Genomic DNA, 18,712 nt, shown 5'->3' on the forward strand with positions numbered 1-18,712 from the left:
ATATTAAAGATACGAAATCATATCATACAACTGGCTGACAGTCCCTTGTAAAAGGAATGGAGTCCCTCTAGCTTTGCGTCACTATTTTTCAATAGTTTTGCCTTTTGCCCTTTTAAATTGAATTGTTAAATAAACTAGGACAATTTTACTACATTTATTGAAACTTTACTATGCAATTCAAGCTAATCCATTGCAAATTGCCCATTTTCAGCATTATTTACTCACACCAAACTTAGCTGCAATCGCCTCATATTCACTTTTAGTGACGGGAATCACAGTGCCATGACGTGGACTTTTAGGTAACGCATAGTTTGCTGATATTGTCCATTTCCCGGAATTAAGGTCACGGGTTTCAAGTGGAATGTAACCTCTACCTCTAAATTCATCCACAAATAGATACCACTTATCTTCTGTATTTGATTTAAATACAGTAGGTCCTTCGACACCTTTAATCTCACCCGTACCTTCCTTAATCAAGGTTTGATTTGTATCAAAGATAGAGTCCAGCACCTCATGAAATACCATTTTACCGTAAGGAGAGGCGGCTCCATACTCGCGTTCATCCTTCGTAAAACGGTGAATTTTACCGTTATGGGCAATCATCGTAGTATCAATGGTGGAATATCCATAGTCCATATACACCTGTGGCTCTGAAAAAGTATTAAAATCTCGCGTTTTGCTATACATCATTTTCTGGTACCCATCCCCACCGCTACGTGTACCCTTTTCAAACAAACGGGATGCCCAGAATACAACATATTCGCCACTTTGCTCATCATAAAAAGCCTCAGGTGCCCAAGTATTGCCTGCTTCTGGCGGTGCAATTTCAACCTTTCTTGGCTGTGACCACGTTAGCAAATCATTGGATTCCCATACGATAATGGAGCGGCTCCCCTCAGATTGAGCCCTGCCCCAATCCCAGTTTCCATAAATTTTTAGATCGGTCGCAATCAAATAAAACCGATCACCCTCAGGGGAACGAATTAGAAATGGATCTCGAATGCCTTTTTCCCCTAATGTAGAGGTCAAAACAGGCCTTCCACCATTTAGTTCTCGCCATCTTAACGGGTTATTTCCTTCACTTAGAGCAAAATATACCTGTTCACCATGTGGACTATTTTCTCCAGTAAAATAGGTAAAAATGTAGCCAGCATAAGCCTCTGTAGCACTCTGCTCCTTAACAATAGCCCTTTTTGCATGCTCATCATTATTCAAAACGGTCCCTCCCTTAGCTCCTGCTGTTCCTGTCAAAGTAACTACTGACTGCGCAGGGATGACGACCTCAAACACGTCTCCTTCACCTAGCATAGCATCGTCGCCACGTGCCAAGTCGAATTTACCATTTGTGATAAATGATTGGAGTAAAGCGACTTTGCCTTTTAAACCAAGGTTCTGAAGGCTTACGTTCACCCTTTTATCGCGATAGCTATTATTAACGAACACAGCAGTTACGGTCTGATCAACATCGTGGACATAAGCGGAACCCAGTAGCGTACTGTTAGAGTCCCTACTTAAGCCTGTTAATTCGATACGCTCAGCGCCAGGGCGAATAAATTTACTATAGTTTCCTAACGCCCACAATATTTTGGATGTCAAAATATTTTGCTCATCGCCTACCTCATTGTAATCGGTATAAATTAAGCCATCCTTGTAATCTACCTTGGACACAGCTGTCCACCACTGCCATGCGGACGCATTTGCCTCTGCTAAGTCAAAATGAATCGTTTTTGCCACTTGTAGCGCAGGTTCAATGCCAAGATCACGACCAGGGCCATAATCACCTAAAATGCAATATTCAGTCACCCAATACTTAGTGTCAGGACCATAATGAACAAGATTATCATGAAGAATTTGTCTCAGCTTAACTAGACGATCATCACCAGGCTTACTATAGTCAGACCAGTAGGAGTGAGAGGCGATTTTGTTGCCCACTGCCTGCTTCAGCTCTGGATCACTAAGTAAATCCTTAATATATTCACGGTATTTGCCCGTCCCTAGTTTATTAGCACCACTTGAATACGTACCACTGCCTGCAAACTGCTTGTAATACTTGTCATCTAGCAATGACGTGATTTCTACGCCATCAGGCGCGCTAATTTTGGCTTTAAGCTCACTCTGACCTAGTTGGCGGTAAAGTTCTAAAATAACACGTTTAAGATCGTCATTATTATAGCGATTGGCCTCCTGCCAAGCGTTATTCCAATCCCAAGTTGGTTCATTAATAGGGCTAATATAATCGAACTCTAGTCCTTGGTTTTTAAAGTGTGTAAGCACATCAATCAAAAAGCTCGCAAATGGCTTTTCATAATTTGGCTTTAGGTTAGTAGAGCCCGACTGTGGCTCAGGCTGGGCATGGCCATTTTTGGTCATCCAAACGGGTGGACTGTTCACAAACGCGATCAAGGTATCTACACCACGATCCGCCGCTGCTTGAAGGAACCATTGCTGCCCCGCTTGCTTATTCCAATCATAACTACCATTCTCTGACATTTTAAAAGCTTCTGCTCGTCGCCAAGGGTCGGGAATTCTATCTTTATCGGTTTCCGATGATCCCGCCCCAATATTAAACCGCCACGCCGATAAACCAATTCCTTTCTCTTTAGAAAACAGTAAATCTGCAACTTTATTCCTGTTTTCCTCTGTCCATTGCTTCCCTATGGGGTCCATGGACCAGGCATCGGATGCACCAAAATTATCAATCGTTTGATGCTTAATGTTCCCATTGATGGTTACTACAGCATCTGGTGGCGTATGCTGCTTCACAGGCATTCCCTCCTCTTTTTTGCCACTGGAGCTATTTTTGATTTCAGAGCCTTGGGATAGCTGTGCGACTAACAGTCCTAAACACATGACAAGGGCAACAACAATAACAAACATTTTCTTTTTCCTCATCTTTTTCCTCCTAACCGACTAGGCCCGAACGCTCAACACTTTCAACAAAATAACGTTGAACGAACAGGTACATAATGATAAGGGGTAAAATCGCCATTAATACACTTGTGTTCATCATCATCGACATGAAAAATGGATCTTGAGTATAGGAAGATGCCGCCTGCCCGCCCCCTGTCAGGAAGGTAGCAATCGCATAACCTGAGGATGACATCATCGAGGACATCACCTTTGGTGCATTCAAATACATATTGGTGAAAAATGAATCATTCCATTGCCACACAAATGAAAACAACATCACTGTGACCATAGAAGGGATAGCATTAGGCAAAATGACACGTCTAAACGTCTTAAAATAGCCTGCGCCATCAACATACGCCGCCTCTTCAATTTCACGCGGAATGCCTCGGAAAAATTGACGGAAAATATACACGTAGAGCCCTGTTTTAACGCCCATTCCTAGCAAGGAGGAAATAAGAAATGGCCAATACGTATTAATCATATTGATCGGCTTAGCTCCAAACAAATCAATAATTCCAAACAAACTAAAATTTTTGAAGTTTAAATAAAGTGGAACCATGATCGTTTGACTTGGAACTAGAATCGTAAATATAACTGCTCCAAACATTAGCCCACTTCCTTTAAACTTAATTCGCGCAAATCCATACCCTGCTAGCACACACGTCATCGTCTGAAGCAGCATAACGCCACCTGATAAGAGAAAGGTATTTGTTAGGACACTTGGGTAATTCATGGCTTTGTAGACAAGCTTAAAGTTATCCAGCGTCCATGTTTTTGGAATCCAGATCACGGTGGGATCGTATAGATCAGGCATGTTCTTAAACGCAATCGAAATTTTAAGCAAAATAGGATATAAAATAACAAACGAAATACCAAATAACAAAACAAACCGCACAATAATCCAGAGCCATTTTTTTAAAAACTCAAACCAATAGGCAGATGAGGCAAAACGTTGCAGGTGTCCCTTTGTAGAGGACTTTACAACGGTTTCCGTTTTCATAGGGTTCCTCCTTTCAAAGCGCTAATCTTGATAAAATACTTTCCGTGACACCAATAGGGTGGTTATCCATAATACAAAGGCAATAACAGCAAAATAAATCCAAGCCATGGCAGCACTAAGTCCAAAGTTATAGCTCTTGAATGCGGTTTCAACAACGAGTCGACTTGTTTTATCACTGATAAAGCTATCAATGATGGTGTAGACTAAATTGGTCAATATCAATGGACTAATCATCGGAAAAGTAATTTTCCAGAACGCCTCGTAACCTGTAGAGCCTTCAATTTTTGCCGCCTCATACAAGGAAGGGGAGATAGACTGTAATCCCGCTAAAAAGATCAATATTTGCACACCTGACTGACTAACAATTTCATAAATCCGACTCACCGCACTAGTAAAATACTGTACCAGCACTGGGCTCATACCCGAATCAAGCAATAAGGCGGTTAACTGTAAATTTTTCATAAGCGATAAGCCGCCGCCTGTTGAATCATTAGCACTGCGTACGACGGATTGCATTAGATCGCCGCTTTCAATGCTGGCAATAATGCCTGAGGCTAAAATTACTGGCAAGAAGAATACCGCCCTCGCTAACACCCGCCCTCGAAATTTTTGATTTAAAATGACGGCGAAAAACAGACTAAAAATAATAATTAACGGTGTATTTACAACAATATTTACGAAGGATTCTGTTAGAGTTCTGACATAGGATTCATGTGAAAACAAAGCTTCCTTATAGTTTTCAAGACCAACAAAGTTTAACGTAAAGCCTTCGTCAGTCACCTTTAATTTGCTCAGTCCATAGCGGAATGAAGAAACTAGCGGTGCTAGAAACAGAAATATGAAGCCAATAAACCAAGGTAAAATGAAATACAACCCATAATATCTGTTCTTTTGCTCAAGAGATAGCTTTTTGATTTTCATTCTCTAATGTCACCTCCAACCCAGTAGCTCTTGGGCTCTACGGTCACACCATTCATCTTTACTACAGCATCATTATAATTAACAACGATCCTTTTCCCCTGTTCAAAGGTAGTTTGGTATACACCCTCAGCCAATTTTTCATGCTTTTGAATGACTTGACCTTGCACATCGTGAACAACACCATTGAGTTTCTGATACAGCTCTGCTGCCTCATTAATCCAACGTCGGTAATCCGCGGAGTAAAAGTGGTCAAAGTCCGTCATTTTAATCTCGGAAGGATCAGCATAAAACCACGTGTAGTGCAAGGATGAGCCACTTTCTAATGCCTTGAGAAAGGTGACTGAGGCATCTTGATCATCTCCTAAATTCCATGCTTCACCGGTATATTGAATCGAGCCGTGATACACCATTTGAAAAAATGGAATGGCCTCATCTGTAATGTTGAAGCGACTATTACTGATGGGTGCATTTACAATATGTTTCGTAAAGGGGGTAGCATATGCATTTCCACCTTCAATAAGAAGGTTAGGTGCTGTTGTAGTCATTTGCTTTAGCTGATCTATAGCAACGCCTTTGGTTTCTTCGCGATTGATGACGTCTTCTCGGTTAAAATCAGAGTTAAGCTCATTACCTAAATCCCGAAGCGATAAGCTAGGTAGATTTAAACTGCGATAATCCTCGAGGAATCCACTTACAATTTGCGGGATAACCTTTGGACTAAGCACATAACCGGGATCAACCTCATCATTTTCCCACAATGTCGATATTCTAAAAGGATACACCGTGGCTAACTTGTTCGTGATCAGACGTGAGGCGTAAGCTTTCTTAAAACCCTTTGCGTCAGGAAACGATTCCATGAAGGACACGTCAGGATAAAGTCCAATATTATTAGATTTTGCATACGACTGTAGCTCAGTTAACCCTTTTCTTCCTCCTAGCTTGGAATCAACGGAAACACTATTAGGCAGGTTATGGTGAATGCCACCATTAAACCACCCTGTATAACGAAGCTGAATGCCGTCGATGCCAAGTCCCTGCATTTCTGTCAGAATCTTTTGTGCCTGTTCAAAGGTGGTTAACGACTCATAAGCATGATAAGGGATACCTAGAAAAAACTTTTTCTTAGGAATGCCGCCGATGATCTCCACATAAAAGGGAAGCTTGGTATTCGCCTCTAGTCTTGTGAGCTTCTGCTGTTCTTCTAAATAGTTGCGGTAGCTTTCCGCCATTCCAGAGTAGCTAGCATGATCTGCTCCCAAAAATTGATAAGCCACTGAAATTTCACTATGAAAAGGTTGGGATTGAAACTTTTTGACGGTACTAGAGCGCCAACCATTGGTAAGCGTAACCTCTTCTACATTGTTTAAAGTAAAGCTTGGAAACACCGTATTATATTGATTCAACCTTCCGCTGACATCTGCTTCAATAGACGCCACTGCATCCCCCTTTTCAATGATTGCTAAAAAAGCATGGTTTTCATATTTCATACCAAAGACGGGGAGTCTTGCTACCTCATCCTTTTGATTTTTCATAGGCTTATAAAAAGTTTTGTCCATACCATACAAAGTAGCATTATAAGGAGCCACATTCGTTTTGCCATTGTTAAAATAAATGAGAGAACCTGATCCGTCTGGCACAAGGCTATATCCCTGATCAGAAAACCCACTTGCCCCAAAAAACGGCAATACGGATAAGGTTTGAATTTTCATCGTCTCCGAATACTGAATCCCTTTTTCAGGAACGCTAACCCTCAATTGCTTCCCTTCAAGGCGATATTGCAGGGGAACTATAATGTCGGATAGCTCACCCTGATCTTCTCCATAAGCTGCCTTATCAATCGCGATCTGCGCCTCATCATAACCAACCTCCTTAAAAAGCCCCGTAACCTTACTCAAACCAACCCCTTTAAGGGATGAGTCTCTTCGCTCATAACGTTGGCTGCCCTCATCTAGTCGAAACCGCTTCAAAATTTCCTTTTTGCCTTTATCGTCAAGCTTATCGAGAATTAGACTTTGGAAGCGTTCAACACTAATCCACTTGGGGATTGCATCAATATCACTCTTAACCTCGCCTAACGTATAAATAATGTCCATGCCACCGTCTACCTTCTTGACTTCAAACTGTTGGTTTTGGACGCTATGGGTGTAATTATCATATTTCAGTGTATTGCCAGCAGGATCATAATACGTGAGCTCAAATTGCACATTTAGCTTATCTTTATTGTAGCCCGTTGCGATGTTATCCTTGGCGCGATCTTGCGGATTAGAATACCAGATGACACCACTTTTTTTATCAAAAACTGCAATTTCAGTGGAAATAGGATGAAGATATAGAACTAATGCTTCATTTTCTGCTACGATCTCCATTCCTTTGATGTTTACTGCCTTTTCAGCAGTCTCTTCTGCCAATGCTGCCTCTGTCGCTGTCGATAATGTCTGTTCATATTCAGACTCCTGCTCAGCTAACGTTTGTAAATTAGATTTTGCCGCATTCATGCTTTGGGTAATAAGTAAGCTACTTATGATCACTGTAGTCATAAAGATGATAAGCTTTTTTTTCAAGGTGTAGTCCCTCCCTTCTTAGACTATCCACGTAACGATAGCTCCTGATAGATGGTGTAAATAAAGCTAATGACCTGCTGAATCAGGTTAAAGAACAGTAAACTTAAAAAAATAATGATGCCCATTACGACCAAGGTCAGCAGCATCGTTGTTAGTGTTTTAGTTACTGTATATTGATGCACGGTCATTGTCCCGATAAATAAGAGCCAGAGAAACCATATTAAGGCGAAGGAATCCAGCAAATAATAGAAGGAAGCTTCACGTAGCGTAATGACATTGCTGAGCAAAATATTTGGAATATTAACCAGCACTAGCGGTAACATCGCATATCCAGTGGCAATGACAATCTCCATGAATTTACCTTCACCATCCATCAGCGTGGTCAGTGACCAATTAGCGATACACCATAGCAAAAAAGGAAGAACAATATACTTTAACTCATTAATGCTATTTAAAGACAGCGGGTAATTATAGTTGACAACATAACCTACATATTGCCGCTTCAAAATCATCGTTACAGTGACAATGAACACCATGAAAACCGCAATGCGAAGCTTCCCTTTATTTTCGTATTTCAAATCCCAAAATCCATCAAAGGGGTGATTGGCGACATGAAGCAAGTACTTGATATCTTTAAGAAACGACATCCTGAACTCCCCCTTTTTTTCTTGACCTAGCGAACCGTCTTCCTCCAACGACTAAGATTAGTAACACGATCGCTCCTGACATGTAAACGCCAAAATATTCTCGCATATACTCTCGGCGATATTTAGTTAACGCCTTGGAATAATACTCCCGATCGTTACCTAGCTTTAAGTAGGTCATCGCTTCCCTGTATTCCCCTTGTCTAAGCATCGATTTGCCAATTCCCACGTACGCCATTTCATAGTTGGCATCTAACTGTAGCACCTGCTTCCACAGCTCTGCCGCCTCATCATGCTTGCCTGAGCTGTATAGTCGGTTCGCTTCGCCCACTAGACGCCCAAATCGAGTCGCTTTGAATTCTGTAATCCATCCTAGGTCGCGATCCAACACATAAATGGCATCGTCATGACTTTCGATCGCTACAGGATTACGAAACGTACCTAATTGATCCCCTAACTGACCTATGACATACAGCAAATTCCCATCTTCGTTATAGGTAAATACACGTCCACGAACAGAGTCTAATGCTCGATATACCCCATTGCCAGCAATATCAATGTCTATAAAGGAGGAGCGATTTTTCGTTAAATCTCCAATTGGGGCAAACTCACCATTTACTCGCAACACATCCACACCTGACGGATTAAGCTTTTTCACTAATGACAGCGATTTTTTGTCCGCCGTTGTTGTATAAATAAAGCCATCCTCATCTACATCTGCGTTGTTAAACTCTAGTGGGATGAACCGCGCCATCTTTTCCCGTTGTGCCTTTGTCGCTATCGATTTCCAGAACAACTCAACAGGATCAAATTGTACGCGGTTAGTCCCCATAAAGCCGGTGAAGTTCCCGTCACTATCAAACTCGATTAAGCCCTCATAGACACCTCTTCCTACGACATAAATTCGACCTGCCTTATCGACAATGACTTTCCTCGGGAAATACTCAAAGCTTTCACTAATGACATCCGCCTTTGGCGCACCAATTTCCCGAACAAAGCTACCTTCCTGATTTAATTCAATGATTCTCCTATTTTCGGTATCTGCCACATAAATTTGACCTACTGTTGTAACAAATAACCCTTCAGGCTTGTTAAATCCATCCTCTGTACCATCGTTCACAAAACTCTTGATTTCACGAACTTTTTCCCACTTCTTATTTAAAATAACGATACGGCCATTACCAGAATCCAGAACGTAAATTAAGCCATCGGCTGATACAAATAGGTCTGTGGGGGATTGCCATGCGCCTGTCCCTACATCGTCACCTGTGATCGCTCTAGAAGGAAGATAAGCCACTGGCGATTTCACTGACTCGCCCCAATAGTTGTAGGTATATCCCTCGTATGGCGCCGCCTGAGCTAATTGTGGGCTTAATCCAGCAAGCAGCAAGAAAGCGGACAGGATCAGTAGTAATACTTTTGCTTTCAAACCTAACGCCTCCCTCGCTTTAATCCTTCATGCCAGACGTTGCCATCGTTTGAATCACATTGCTCTGCGATAGCAGGAAGGTGACAATCGGCACCGTCATCATAATGACCGCAACGGCGGAACCAACACCTGCCCGAGCAATCCCACCCGCTACAATTTGGCTCATCGCATAATGCATCGTCTTAAGCTGCTCACTGTAAATAAAGCTGCCTCCGTCTGTCCCCCATAACATTTGCATCATTAAAATGAGCAGGGTGAGCCATGCGGGTTTTACAAGCGGCATCACCACTTTGAAAAAAATGCGATATTCACTTGCTCCATCGATTTTTGCTGCCTCTAGCAAAGCATCAGGGATTTGCTCCATGAACTGCTTCATCAGGTACAGTCCAAGCGGATAAGCAAAGACCGGAATAATCACCGCCTTATAAGAATCCATCCAGCCTAACGTAGACACAATCATATAGTTAGGAATCGCGGTAACATGCGGCGAAAACATCAGTGCCAACACAATAATCGAAAACAAAACCTTATGTCCGCGGAATTTATGCTTTGCTAGTGGATAAGCGGCCGCGGAGGCAAATAAAATATGTCCAAAGGTTCCAATCGCAGTAATAAATACGGTGTTAAAAATATATCTGGAAAAGGGCACCCATGAGTTTTTCATCACCTGAAACAAGTCGCCAAAATTTTTAAACGTTGGGTTGCGAACAAATAATGTTGGTGGAAACACAAACAGCTCATCCAATGGCTTAAATGCGTTATTTACAACATAGATGAGTGGAATCGCCATGAAAGCACCAAAGGCGCCAAGTAACAGGAATAGCAAAAGGTCAACTTGCCAAGAACGGTTAATTTTCCGCTTAAGATGTACATTCAGCTTCATCCGCTATTCCCCCACTCTCTTCAACAGCTTTTGTACAATCAAGTTGGAGCCTAACATGAGGATGAATAATACAGTCGCAATCGCTGAAGCGTAACCCATTTCAAAGCGAATCGTTCCGTAATCCATTAAGTGAGTTACGATAGTGTGTGCCCCATACTGAACGCTTGGGAAACCAGCTAATGCCGTTGCTACATCTGCTACAGCTAGTGAGGATGTAATCTGAATTACCGCACCAAACATTAATTGGGGTTTCATAGACGGTAACGTAATATACCATAGCTCCTGCCAGCGGTTTTTCACCCCGTCCATCGCACCCGCTTCATACAAGGTACGATCCACCGTCTGCAAGCCTGCGATAAAGGCAAGAAAGCTAGTGCCTAAGCTAAGCCACAACTGAACAAGCATAATGATGCCCAGCATATATTTAGGGTCTTGCAGCCATAAAATTGGCTCATAAATCAATCCTATTTTCATTAAAAAGCCATTCATAATTCCGTAGGAATCACCAGAAAAAATAATTTGCCAAATAAAAAATACGTTTCCCGAAATAGACGGGGCAAAAAATACTAGCGTCATAAATGCTCTGACCTTTGGATTCAGCTCATTAATGAGCCATGCAAACACAAAACAAGAGATATAACTGACAGGGCCTGTAATGACGGAAAAAATGATCGTATTTTTGACCCCGATTAGAAAAACATCATCATTCCAAAGCAGCTTAGAATAATTTTCCCAACCTACCCAACGTGGAAACTCCAGCATGTTAAAGCTTGTAAAGCTAAAAAAAATCGAGACCAAGATAGGTAAAACAGTAAATACGCAAAACAACAACATATAAGGAGTTAGCAAGACATACAAATGCTTATCTCGCTTTACGTCTTTAACAAATAGGTTCCACTTTCTAGGCAAGCCTGCGGGCGATTTCTGGGGCCGGCTCATCGGTTCAGCTACAATTTTAACTTTTTGCAAAGGAGTCCCTCCCTAGTGCCTTCAGTCCAAATTAAACTCTTTTCGTTTTTGCTCGATTTCATAATCAATTTCTTGCACATAATCGTATAGAGCATCCGTCGAGTTGGTTCCGTTATTCACCACTTCACGTAATGCATTATCTAAATGTCGTCCTGTAAAGTATCCTCCTGGTACCTCTGGAATTCCCTTTACCCATTCCCACTGCTCTTCGAGTCTGCGGTAGTCACGTGTTGGCCAAGGTAATTCTTGAAGCGCTTTCACGTTTGCCGTTGGATAACGTGCTGCCGCTCCCATCAAGCCCTCCATCTCACGTCCAAAACGAACCTGTGCATCCTTACTGACCCACCATTTCATAAACTGCCAAGCGGCATCCTTATTTTTTGCCTGCTTTAGCATCACCGTTGCCGTTCCACCACTCGCTACGTCTCTGCGTATAGTGCCATCTGCTTGCTTGGAGCCAGGTACAGGTACGAATTCCCATAATCCTTTGATCTCTGGGGCAGATACGGATAAGTAGTTATAAAACGTGTAATCTTGAATGCCTACTGGCATTTCACCTGTTCTAAAACGCATCGGAAAATCAAAAATAAGTGGCAATTTGTAGCTCGTATAGAAATTGGTCCAAGACTTAAATGCCGCTAACCCCATTTCTGTGTCTAGCCCACTTTTTGCACCCTCATTCAAATAAAATGAGCCATCCATTTGATATAACAGCATGGCATAGGCGCGATTCACCTCAAGCACAGGAACCCCTGTAGTCTGAGCAAGTGGGAATGCAAAATCCATATTGTGCTTCTGTAGCACTGGAATTAGCGCATACACATCGTCCCATGTCTGTGGAGGCTTTACATTAAGCTGCTCCAAAATATCCTTGCGGTAAAAAAGCATATTAAAAATTTGTTGCTCTGGTAGTGCAAAAACTTGATTACTATAACGATAAGGCACTAGTGCACTGTCCCTGAACTGCTTGATGACCTCATCATAACCAGGGTATTTCGATAAATCCTCCGCGGCGTTTCGCATTCCAAAGTTAACAGGAACATCGTTGCCCACCTGCATCGCTACATCAGGTCCTTCTCCTGCTAATGAGGCACGTAGCAAAACATCGGCGTTCACCAGCTTCAAATTAACACTAATGCCAGTTAGAGGTGTAAACGTATCGTCGATCATTGCTTTCAGCACCTGTGCCTGATCTCGACCGGTTCCAATCCACACATCTATCGTTTGATCTGCGGCTGTCGTGGTCCCAATTGTGTTGTAGTCTTCAAAAAAAGAATGAAGGAAGGAGGAAATTTCATGTCCGGCCTTTTTAAGTCCAGAAGCATTGGCAGCAGGTAAATCGATATCTGTTGATGCTAACGCTAAATAATCAATTTCAAGAGGTTGTTCGCGCACCTCTAAAATCCAAGAGCCAACACTACCGACGTTAATTTTGAATTGAGAAAGTCGTTTTTGCACCGTATCTGGTTTCTCTGCTAGATCAGCTAATTGATAGGCGGTTTTATTTAAAATTGCGGTCTTATCACTTTTTTCTCCCGTCAATGCAATCAGTGCTTCAGATACTGCATATAAAACATCACTTTGCTCCTTAAATACCTTTGTCATATCAGGAATTTGTTTATCTAATTGATAATCACGATAAGGATCAGGTACATTTCCTGTAATCATCAATATTTTTCGATACATTGCATTGATCTCTAACACGCTATTTTCCACCTGACGGATCAGCGGTGCGATTGCGCCCAGACTCACCTCAAGCTTTAATTCGTGCTTACCCTTAGTCAGATAAAAAAGGTACGGCTCCTCACTTGTACCAAGCACGTTCATCTGCCAATCGGAGTTATAAAAAAATGGAATTTGAAGCATTTCCTTAAATGGGACCTCTCCATCAATTTGCAAGGACCGCGTGGAATAAATACCACGCAGCAATTCCTGTCTGCTCTTAATTGCAATTTTGTATAAACCATCCTCAGGAACTTCCATCTCCCATGCGATCCACTGACCAGGTATTCGCCAATTGTTACCCCCAATCGTATTCATACGAATTTTTGAAACGTCATAAGGCTCTGTGGATGGACTCGACCGATCTGTAATGGGATACAACGTTGGAGAGGATTTATACACAGCATCTTCACCTTGAACTTTAATGAGATGTCCTATTGTTTCCTTGTAGCCCTTGGAATCAAATTCCTTACTTACCTCTTCGTAGGCAGGAGGCGATTTATAGGGATGTAACTTTATTGAATCAATCACCATCGGTTCTCTCGTAGATATAAGGGTCACCGTATGCTGTCCTGCTGAAAAATAAAACCGATAAGGCTCCTCATAATAGCCCTCTGTATCTCTAAATACCGCCTCCTGCCACCTTGGTGCCTCCACTTGACGTGGACGTAAGTCATTACCTCGGCTATCCTGTTCAATCTTGTTTTTTTCGTTAGCCCAGACGCGATGAAAACTTAAATTACGTGCACTGCTAAATGGAGTTTGACCATCAATAAGCAATTCTCGCTCGATTGCAGAGCTCTTCCCCTCAATCGGAAAGTATCGGAGTGTCATATGATACATCCCTGATTGCGGGACATTCAGCTCCCACGTTACAGAACCATGCTCCTCCGTACGAAGAAACTTACCAACTTCCCCTCCAAGCTCAGTAATCAATTGAGGACTCATGTCCTTAGCGACAGTATAGTTAGCCCCTTGTATGAGTATTTCATCACTTGGCTGTGGCTCATTTTTATGCTTCCTCAAATAATGGTCATAGCTGTTCTCATCGGCAGAACCTAAAGTCTGCTCTGAATTTAGCAGATCAGAGGTTAAGCTTACGTTGGCATGTGTATACTTTGCTCCTGAATGAGAAATAGGGAAAAGCATGACTACTAAGATTGCAGTGATAAGAAGCATACAGGTGACCGTCACTTTAGATAATGTAAGTTTCACCCATTTTCCCCCTTTAACTGACTAGCTAGTGATGATAATGGAGATGTTATTATCTCGTTATTTTTTTTCCTGCTCTACTTCCCCACGTAATACTTTTTCAGCTGCTGCTTGTGCAGGTCCAACAATTTGGGCAACACCAGTAGAAGGCGTTACTGTACCCTTCACGAATTTTTCAGTGATCGTATCCAGCTTCTCCTTTACGCCAAGTCCACCAAAACGCCCTCCAAACACACGTTGAACCTTCCCATTATCATTCATCGCATTTGCAATAGAGGCTTCATCAGGAAGGACATTTTCCAGCCACAGTCGGCGGTTTTCTGACCAACGATCGAAGTCTTGCAAATCCTCCCACATTTTCACAATTACATCTGCATCCTTTACACCTTTAGGAATAACATAAACTGCAGTTTGGCCCACCTGATCGTAATAGCTTGTCGCGGCAGGACCTTTTGGCATATATACGTAACCCCACTCATCCTTCAGCTTATCAAGAATACGTCCTTCGATTTCCCACAAACCACCGGGGTACATTGCAATTTTTCCTTCTGCAAAATATTTAGCAGGGTCCTCCCAATCGTTCCCTTCATTTGGCTTAATGACCTTATGTTCGTTATAAAGACTGTATAGGAAGTTAAGCGCTTCCATAGATTTAGGCGAATCAAACATCACCTTTTTATTCGCCTCATCATAGATTTGACCGCCATTGCTAGCAATCAACATGTCTGACCATACATAATGAGCTCCCGCTAGGCCGTATTGACCTGATTTTCCATCACTTTTTGTGCCTTTTGTTAGCTTCTTAGCCGCATCCAGCATGCTATTCCAGTTCCAGTTATCCTCGTCCATTAATTGCTGCGGGTCCTTCAGACCTGCTTCCTTAAAAATACGTTTGTTATAAAACATGCCTGAATCGTTGGCGTTATACCAACCTTCCAGACCATAAATCTTATCGCCACCAAAAGATAGCGCTTTCACAACATCAGGTGCAATCCGTGTCTCTTTGAGGTAGTCATCGAGTGGCGTCAGGAAGCCTCCTTGCATAAGTCCCCAAATAAAACCATCAGGTAGGCGAACAATATCTGCAAAAGGCTCGTTTGCTAACACAGAGGAGGATAACTTCTCAGAAGTGGACCAATATTCAGTTTCAATATATTTAATTTTTACCTTGTATTTTTCTTCAACTTTTTTAATACGCTCACGTGCTAACTCATCCGCCTCAGAATCACCCTTTGGCGTTGCATCCCACCAGTGGGAAATTAATATTTCACGTCCACCCAAATCATACTTCTCTTCCTTTTCAGCTTCTACAGGTGCGGTTACTTCTTTGTTGTCACTCTTATTTGCTGGTTTAGGTGTCCCTTCTTGTGTACTGTTTCCACCACTGCAAGCAGATAGGATAGTGATTAAAGCCAATAACATAACAAGTAAATTCGATTTCATTTTTTTCATCTCTTTCACTGTTAAGCACGCTCCCCTAAAGTTTAGTTAGAAATCCGACTCAAGCATTTTAATGGAATACGCTAATATGCTCTAGATGGCCCTCCCCCTAACTCAGATTATGATAAAATTCCCTTCAAAAAAAGCATTGATATAACTAATATATTTTAATGTAAGGGTTTTCATGAAACCCATTTCATTATATCCTCAATTTCCCTTTTTGGTCAATAAAAAAAGCCGCCAATACCGCCCAAACGGTTGGAGGCCTTATGTTCATAAAGAGCAATCGAAAAATACATCAAGTTAACTTACTGATCTTGGACGTTCCACTGAGGATACACCGGGAATATGAACCGTAGACCACTGTGGCCTTGTATGATCTACCCTTGCAATCACCACCGTCATATCGTCATGGATCACATTACTCTGATAGCGAATAACGGACTCTAATAGGCAATCTGCCATCACCTGTGGGTCATCATCCTGTACTTGCTGAATTAAGCGTTTGATCCACATCTCTTTATTTACGGCGTGGCCTGGTGCATCATAAATGCCATCTGTCATCATAATAAGCGTATCCCCTGGAAGAAGCTGGACAGTGACAAGGTCAATTTCTATATCTTGAATAATACCAATAGGTAAATTGCTTGCTGAGATTGGAATAACTTCATTACCTCTCTTAATAAAGCTTGGTGAAGAACCAATTTTCATAAATGTAGTCCGAGCTGAGTATTGATCAATTAGTGCCATATCCACCGTAGCATATACTTCATCGGGAGAGCGTAGCATTAAAATAGAATTCACAGATTTAATCGCAAGTGTCTCATCCATACCAGACTGAAGGAGCTGCTCTAGAATCGTAAGGGCTGTACTGCTCTCAATTCGAGCTCGTTCCCCATTGCCCATCCCATCACTAATCGCTACAGCATACGTGCCATTGCCAATTTCCATCGCGCTATAGCTATCCCCAGATAATAAGTCGCCCCCTTTAGCTGTACCTGCCATTCCGGTATGCACCTCAAATAGCTTGGCTGATTTCAAAGTAACAATCGCTAATCCTTCCTTCCCTCCTAACGGCGTCTCCTGCACGACCGCAATATGCTCGCCTAAAATATCTGATAGTAAAGGGGCTATAATTTTGCGACATTCGTCATAACCACGTGTGTACGCATGAATCATTTCAATTTCGACGCTACCATGGTCAAGATTAATAATGTCTATGTTATGGATGGATAAGCCCATTTTCTCAAGCGCCTCTCTAATTTGCTCCTCCTGCTTAAATAAAGCTTGTCCTTCACGTTTAATTTCCTTGGCTAAATCCTCCATTACCTGAGAAACACCAGACAATTGCTCCGCTACTAGCTGCCTACTATCATAAATTTGCCGCTTCCAGTGCATGTCATGCTGGAACATATCATATTGAGATTTCATTAGACCAAGCACCTGATCACTTTTCGCACATATACGTCTCCACCCAGTAGGGATGTCCTTCTCTGACATTTGTGGATCATCCTCTACCGCCGTCATCATATCTGTCATGTACTTATAGGTCTGATAAAATTTTTGATCCCAGCAATTATGTCGTTTATGGCACGTTGCGCAAGCCCCTTCAGTCACTGCATTCATAAAATGATCCATATCCTGATCCCGCTTCGCCATTTCGCCAGATGTGGACATGACCCCAAAGCTTTTTGATAGCTGCTTAAACACCTCTGAAAATTGATTCACTCGCTCCGCAGTAATATCACGTACTCTTCTCGCATATTCATATTGAGACTCTGTATAATCCTTTGTCCCGGGTACATATTTAGAAATCATACTAATCATACTTGCAGGTGTCAGTAGGAAGACGGCAACAGCGATACAGCTTTCCCATGTCGATAACATAATGTCAGCTTGTCCAGGTAAATATACCGATAAGATCGAAGAGCCTAATAACATACCAAAGCCAACCGCCCATTTCTTCCCTTCACGAACCATCCCTGCTAGCATACCTGCAAAGGCTAACAAGCTCATTTGATATAATGCGGATGTATCTGCTAGGCTCAAGATTAAGCCAGTAATTACGCCAACTGAAGCACCTAAGGGCGCTCCACCTACTAATGCAAATACTAGAATCAGATAGCGAGATAATATATGCTCCACAGACAACCCTGAAATTTCCCATCCTACAGAACCAGTCATCACAGACGCAAGTAAAATGACGAGACATAATATTTCTTCATGCTTTAACTGGTAATGCTTCTTATGGTTGGATAATACGGGGATCGCCTGCATGAAAACTAATGTAAGTACAAAGCTTAAAATGGCATCCATCGTCATCATGGTTAAGCTATACCATGTCATTGATGAACCAATAACCCCTTCAAATAGCCCTACAAAAAAAGTAGACGTAAAGACCATCAGCGGCGCATATGAAATATCCGATCGGTCAAACGATTCTACACCTTTAAGAATAAAATAAAAAATGAGCAGCTCGGCTGTAATCGACAACGCATGTATCGTAGAACCGGGTATCATTAATGCACCAGCTATAATGGACACACCGGTTAGGAATGTCATATCCCTTCTCATAAATACGATAACTGCAAAAAAAGCGGCCGCAAATGGTGATAACTCGCCTAAGATGGTTGCTTTACCTAACAGAAAACCCATAAACATTAAAATCGCATTCCACTTGTTGATCGAGACGATTTTTTTGAATTTATCGAACGCGGGCAAACTATTGTTTTGCCTTTTTTGTACGTCTGAGCGTTTTGCTTTATTCCGTTTAAAGCTTGGAAATGTAATGGCATTCCACTTTTCCATCATTTTTAGCTCCACCTCTTTTGGTTTTTAGTAAGGTATGTCCCATTATAGGTGGATGACTTCAGAAAGTTTGTCAAATGCAGGAGGTAACATAAAAGAAATTTACGACAAATTGAGCCTAACCTAAAAGAAAACACGAATGTAAGCCTACTCTATGCTCAAACGGGCTACTACGTGCATACGTTCGCTTAATAAAAAAATAATTTTAGCTCT

At 41.9% G+C, this 18,712-nt stretch carries 11 protein-coding genes and 1 riboswitch; all 11 genes read right to left on the minus strand.

All coding sequences use genetic code 11. The features are described from left to right. Positions 1-22: 22 nt before the first annotated feature. Positions 23-112, minus strand: a riboswitch (cyclic di-GMP riboswitch). Between the two features lie 101 nt (positions 113-213). After that, positions 214-2,892 (minus strand): glycoside hydrolase, encoded by a 2,679-nt coding sequence (locus tag ABE099_RS01835; RefSeq protein ID WP_430026880.1) that lies wholly within the window; start codon positions 2,890-2,892, stop codon positions 214-216. Positions 2,893-2,902: 10 nt separating this feature from the next. Next, a complete protein-coding gene (locus tag ABE099_RS01840; protein ID WP_430026881.1) occupies positions 2,903-3,910 on the minus strand; it encodes a carbohydrate ABC transporter permease in 1,008 nt (335 codons plus the stop codon). Between the two features lie 21 nt (positions 3,911-3,931). Then, the gene (locus ABE099_RS01845; protein ID WP_430026882.1) at positions 3,932-4,831 is read right to left on the minus strand and encodes a carbohydrate ABC transporter permease; all 900 of its coding nucleotides are present in this window, start codon (positions 4,829-4,831) and stop codon (positions 3,932-3,934) included. Continuing rightward, positions 4,828-7,392, minus strand: coding sequence for a DUF5696 domain-containing protein (locus ABE099_RS01850; RefSeq protein ID WP_430026883.1), 2,565 nt, complete (start codon positions 7,390-7,392; stop codon positions 4,828-4,830). The genes ABE099_RS01845 and ABE099_RS01850 overlap by 4 nt, the downstream gene beginning before the upstream one ends. Before the next feature lie 23 nt (positions 7,393-7,415). Continuing rightward, positions 7,416-8,039 (minus strand): YIP1 family protein, encoded by a 624-nt coding sequence (locus tag ABE099_RS01855; RefSeq protein WP_430026884.1) that lies wholly within the window; start codon positions 8,037-8,039, stop codon positions 7,416-7,418. Next, positions 8,026-9,465 carry a tetratricopeptide repeat protein gene (locus ABE099_RS01860; protein WP_430026885.1) on the minus strand — a complete coding sequence of 480 codons (1,440 nt, stop codon included), beginning with the start codon at positions 9,463-9,465 and terminating at the stop codon, positions 8,026-8,028. Before ABE099_RS01860 ends, ABE099_RS01855 begins: the two co-directional genes overlap by 14 nt. A 19-nt stretch (positions 9,466-9,484) precedes the next feature. Continuing rightward, a complete protein-coding gene (locus ABE099_RS01865) occupies positions 9,485-10,348 on the minus strand; it encodes a carbohydrate ABC transporter permease (protein ID WP_430026886.1) in 864 nt (287 codons plus the stop codon). A gap of 3 nt (positions 10,349-10,351) precedes the next feature. Continuing rightward, on the minus strand, positions 10,352-11,287 hold the full coding sequence (locus ABE099_RS01870) for a carbohydrate ABC transporter permease (RefSeq protein ID WP_430026916.1): 936 nt from the start codon (positions 11,285-11,287) through the stop codon (positions 10,352-10,354). A gap of 51 nt (positions 11,288-11,338) precedes the next feature. After that, positions 11,339-14,218, minus strand: coding sequence for an extracellular solute-binding protein (locus ABE099_RS01875; RefSeq protein WP_430026917.1), 2,880 nt, complete (start codon positions 14,216-14,218; stop codon positions 11,339-11,341). Between the two features lie 93 nt (positions 14,219-14,311). After that, a complete protein-coding gene (locus tag ABE099_RS01880; RefSeq protein ID WP_430026887.1) occupies positions 14,312-15,694 on the minus strand; it encodes an ABC transporter substrate-binding protein in 1,383 nt (460 codons plus the stop codon). Positions 15,695-15,994: 300 nt separating this feature from the next. Further along, positions 15,995-18,502 carry a stage II sporulation protein E gene (gene spoIIE / locus ABE099_RS01885; RefSeq protein ID WP_430026888.1) on the minus strand — a complete coding sequence of 836 codons (2,508 nt, stop codon included), beginning with the start codon at positions 18,500-18,502 and terminating at the stop codon, positions 15,995-15,997. Positions 18,503-18,712: the final 210 nt, after the last annotated feature.

This window comes from Paenibacillus turicensis (assembly GCF_050461185.1).
GTDB lineage: Bacteria > Bacillota > Bacilli > Paenibacillales > Paenibacillaceae > Fontibacillus > Fontibacillus turicensis_A.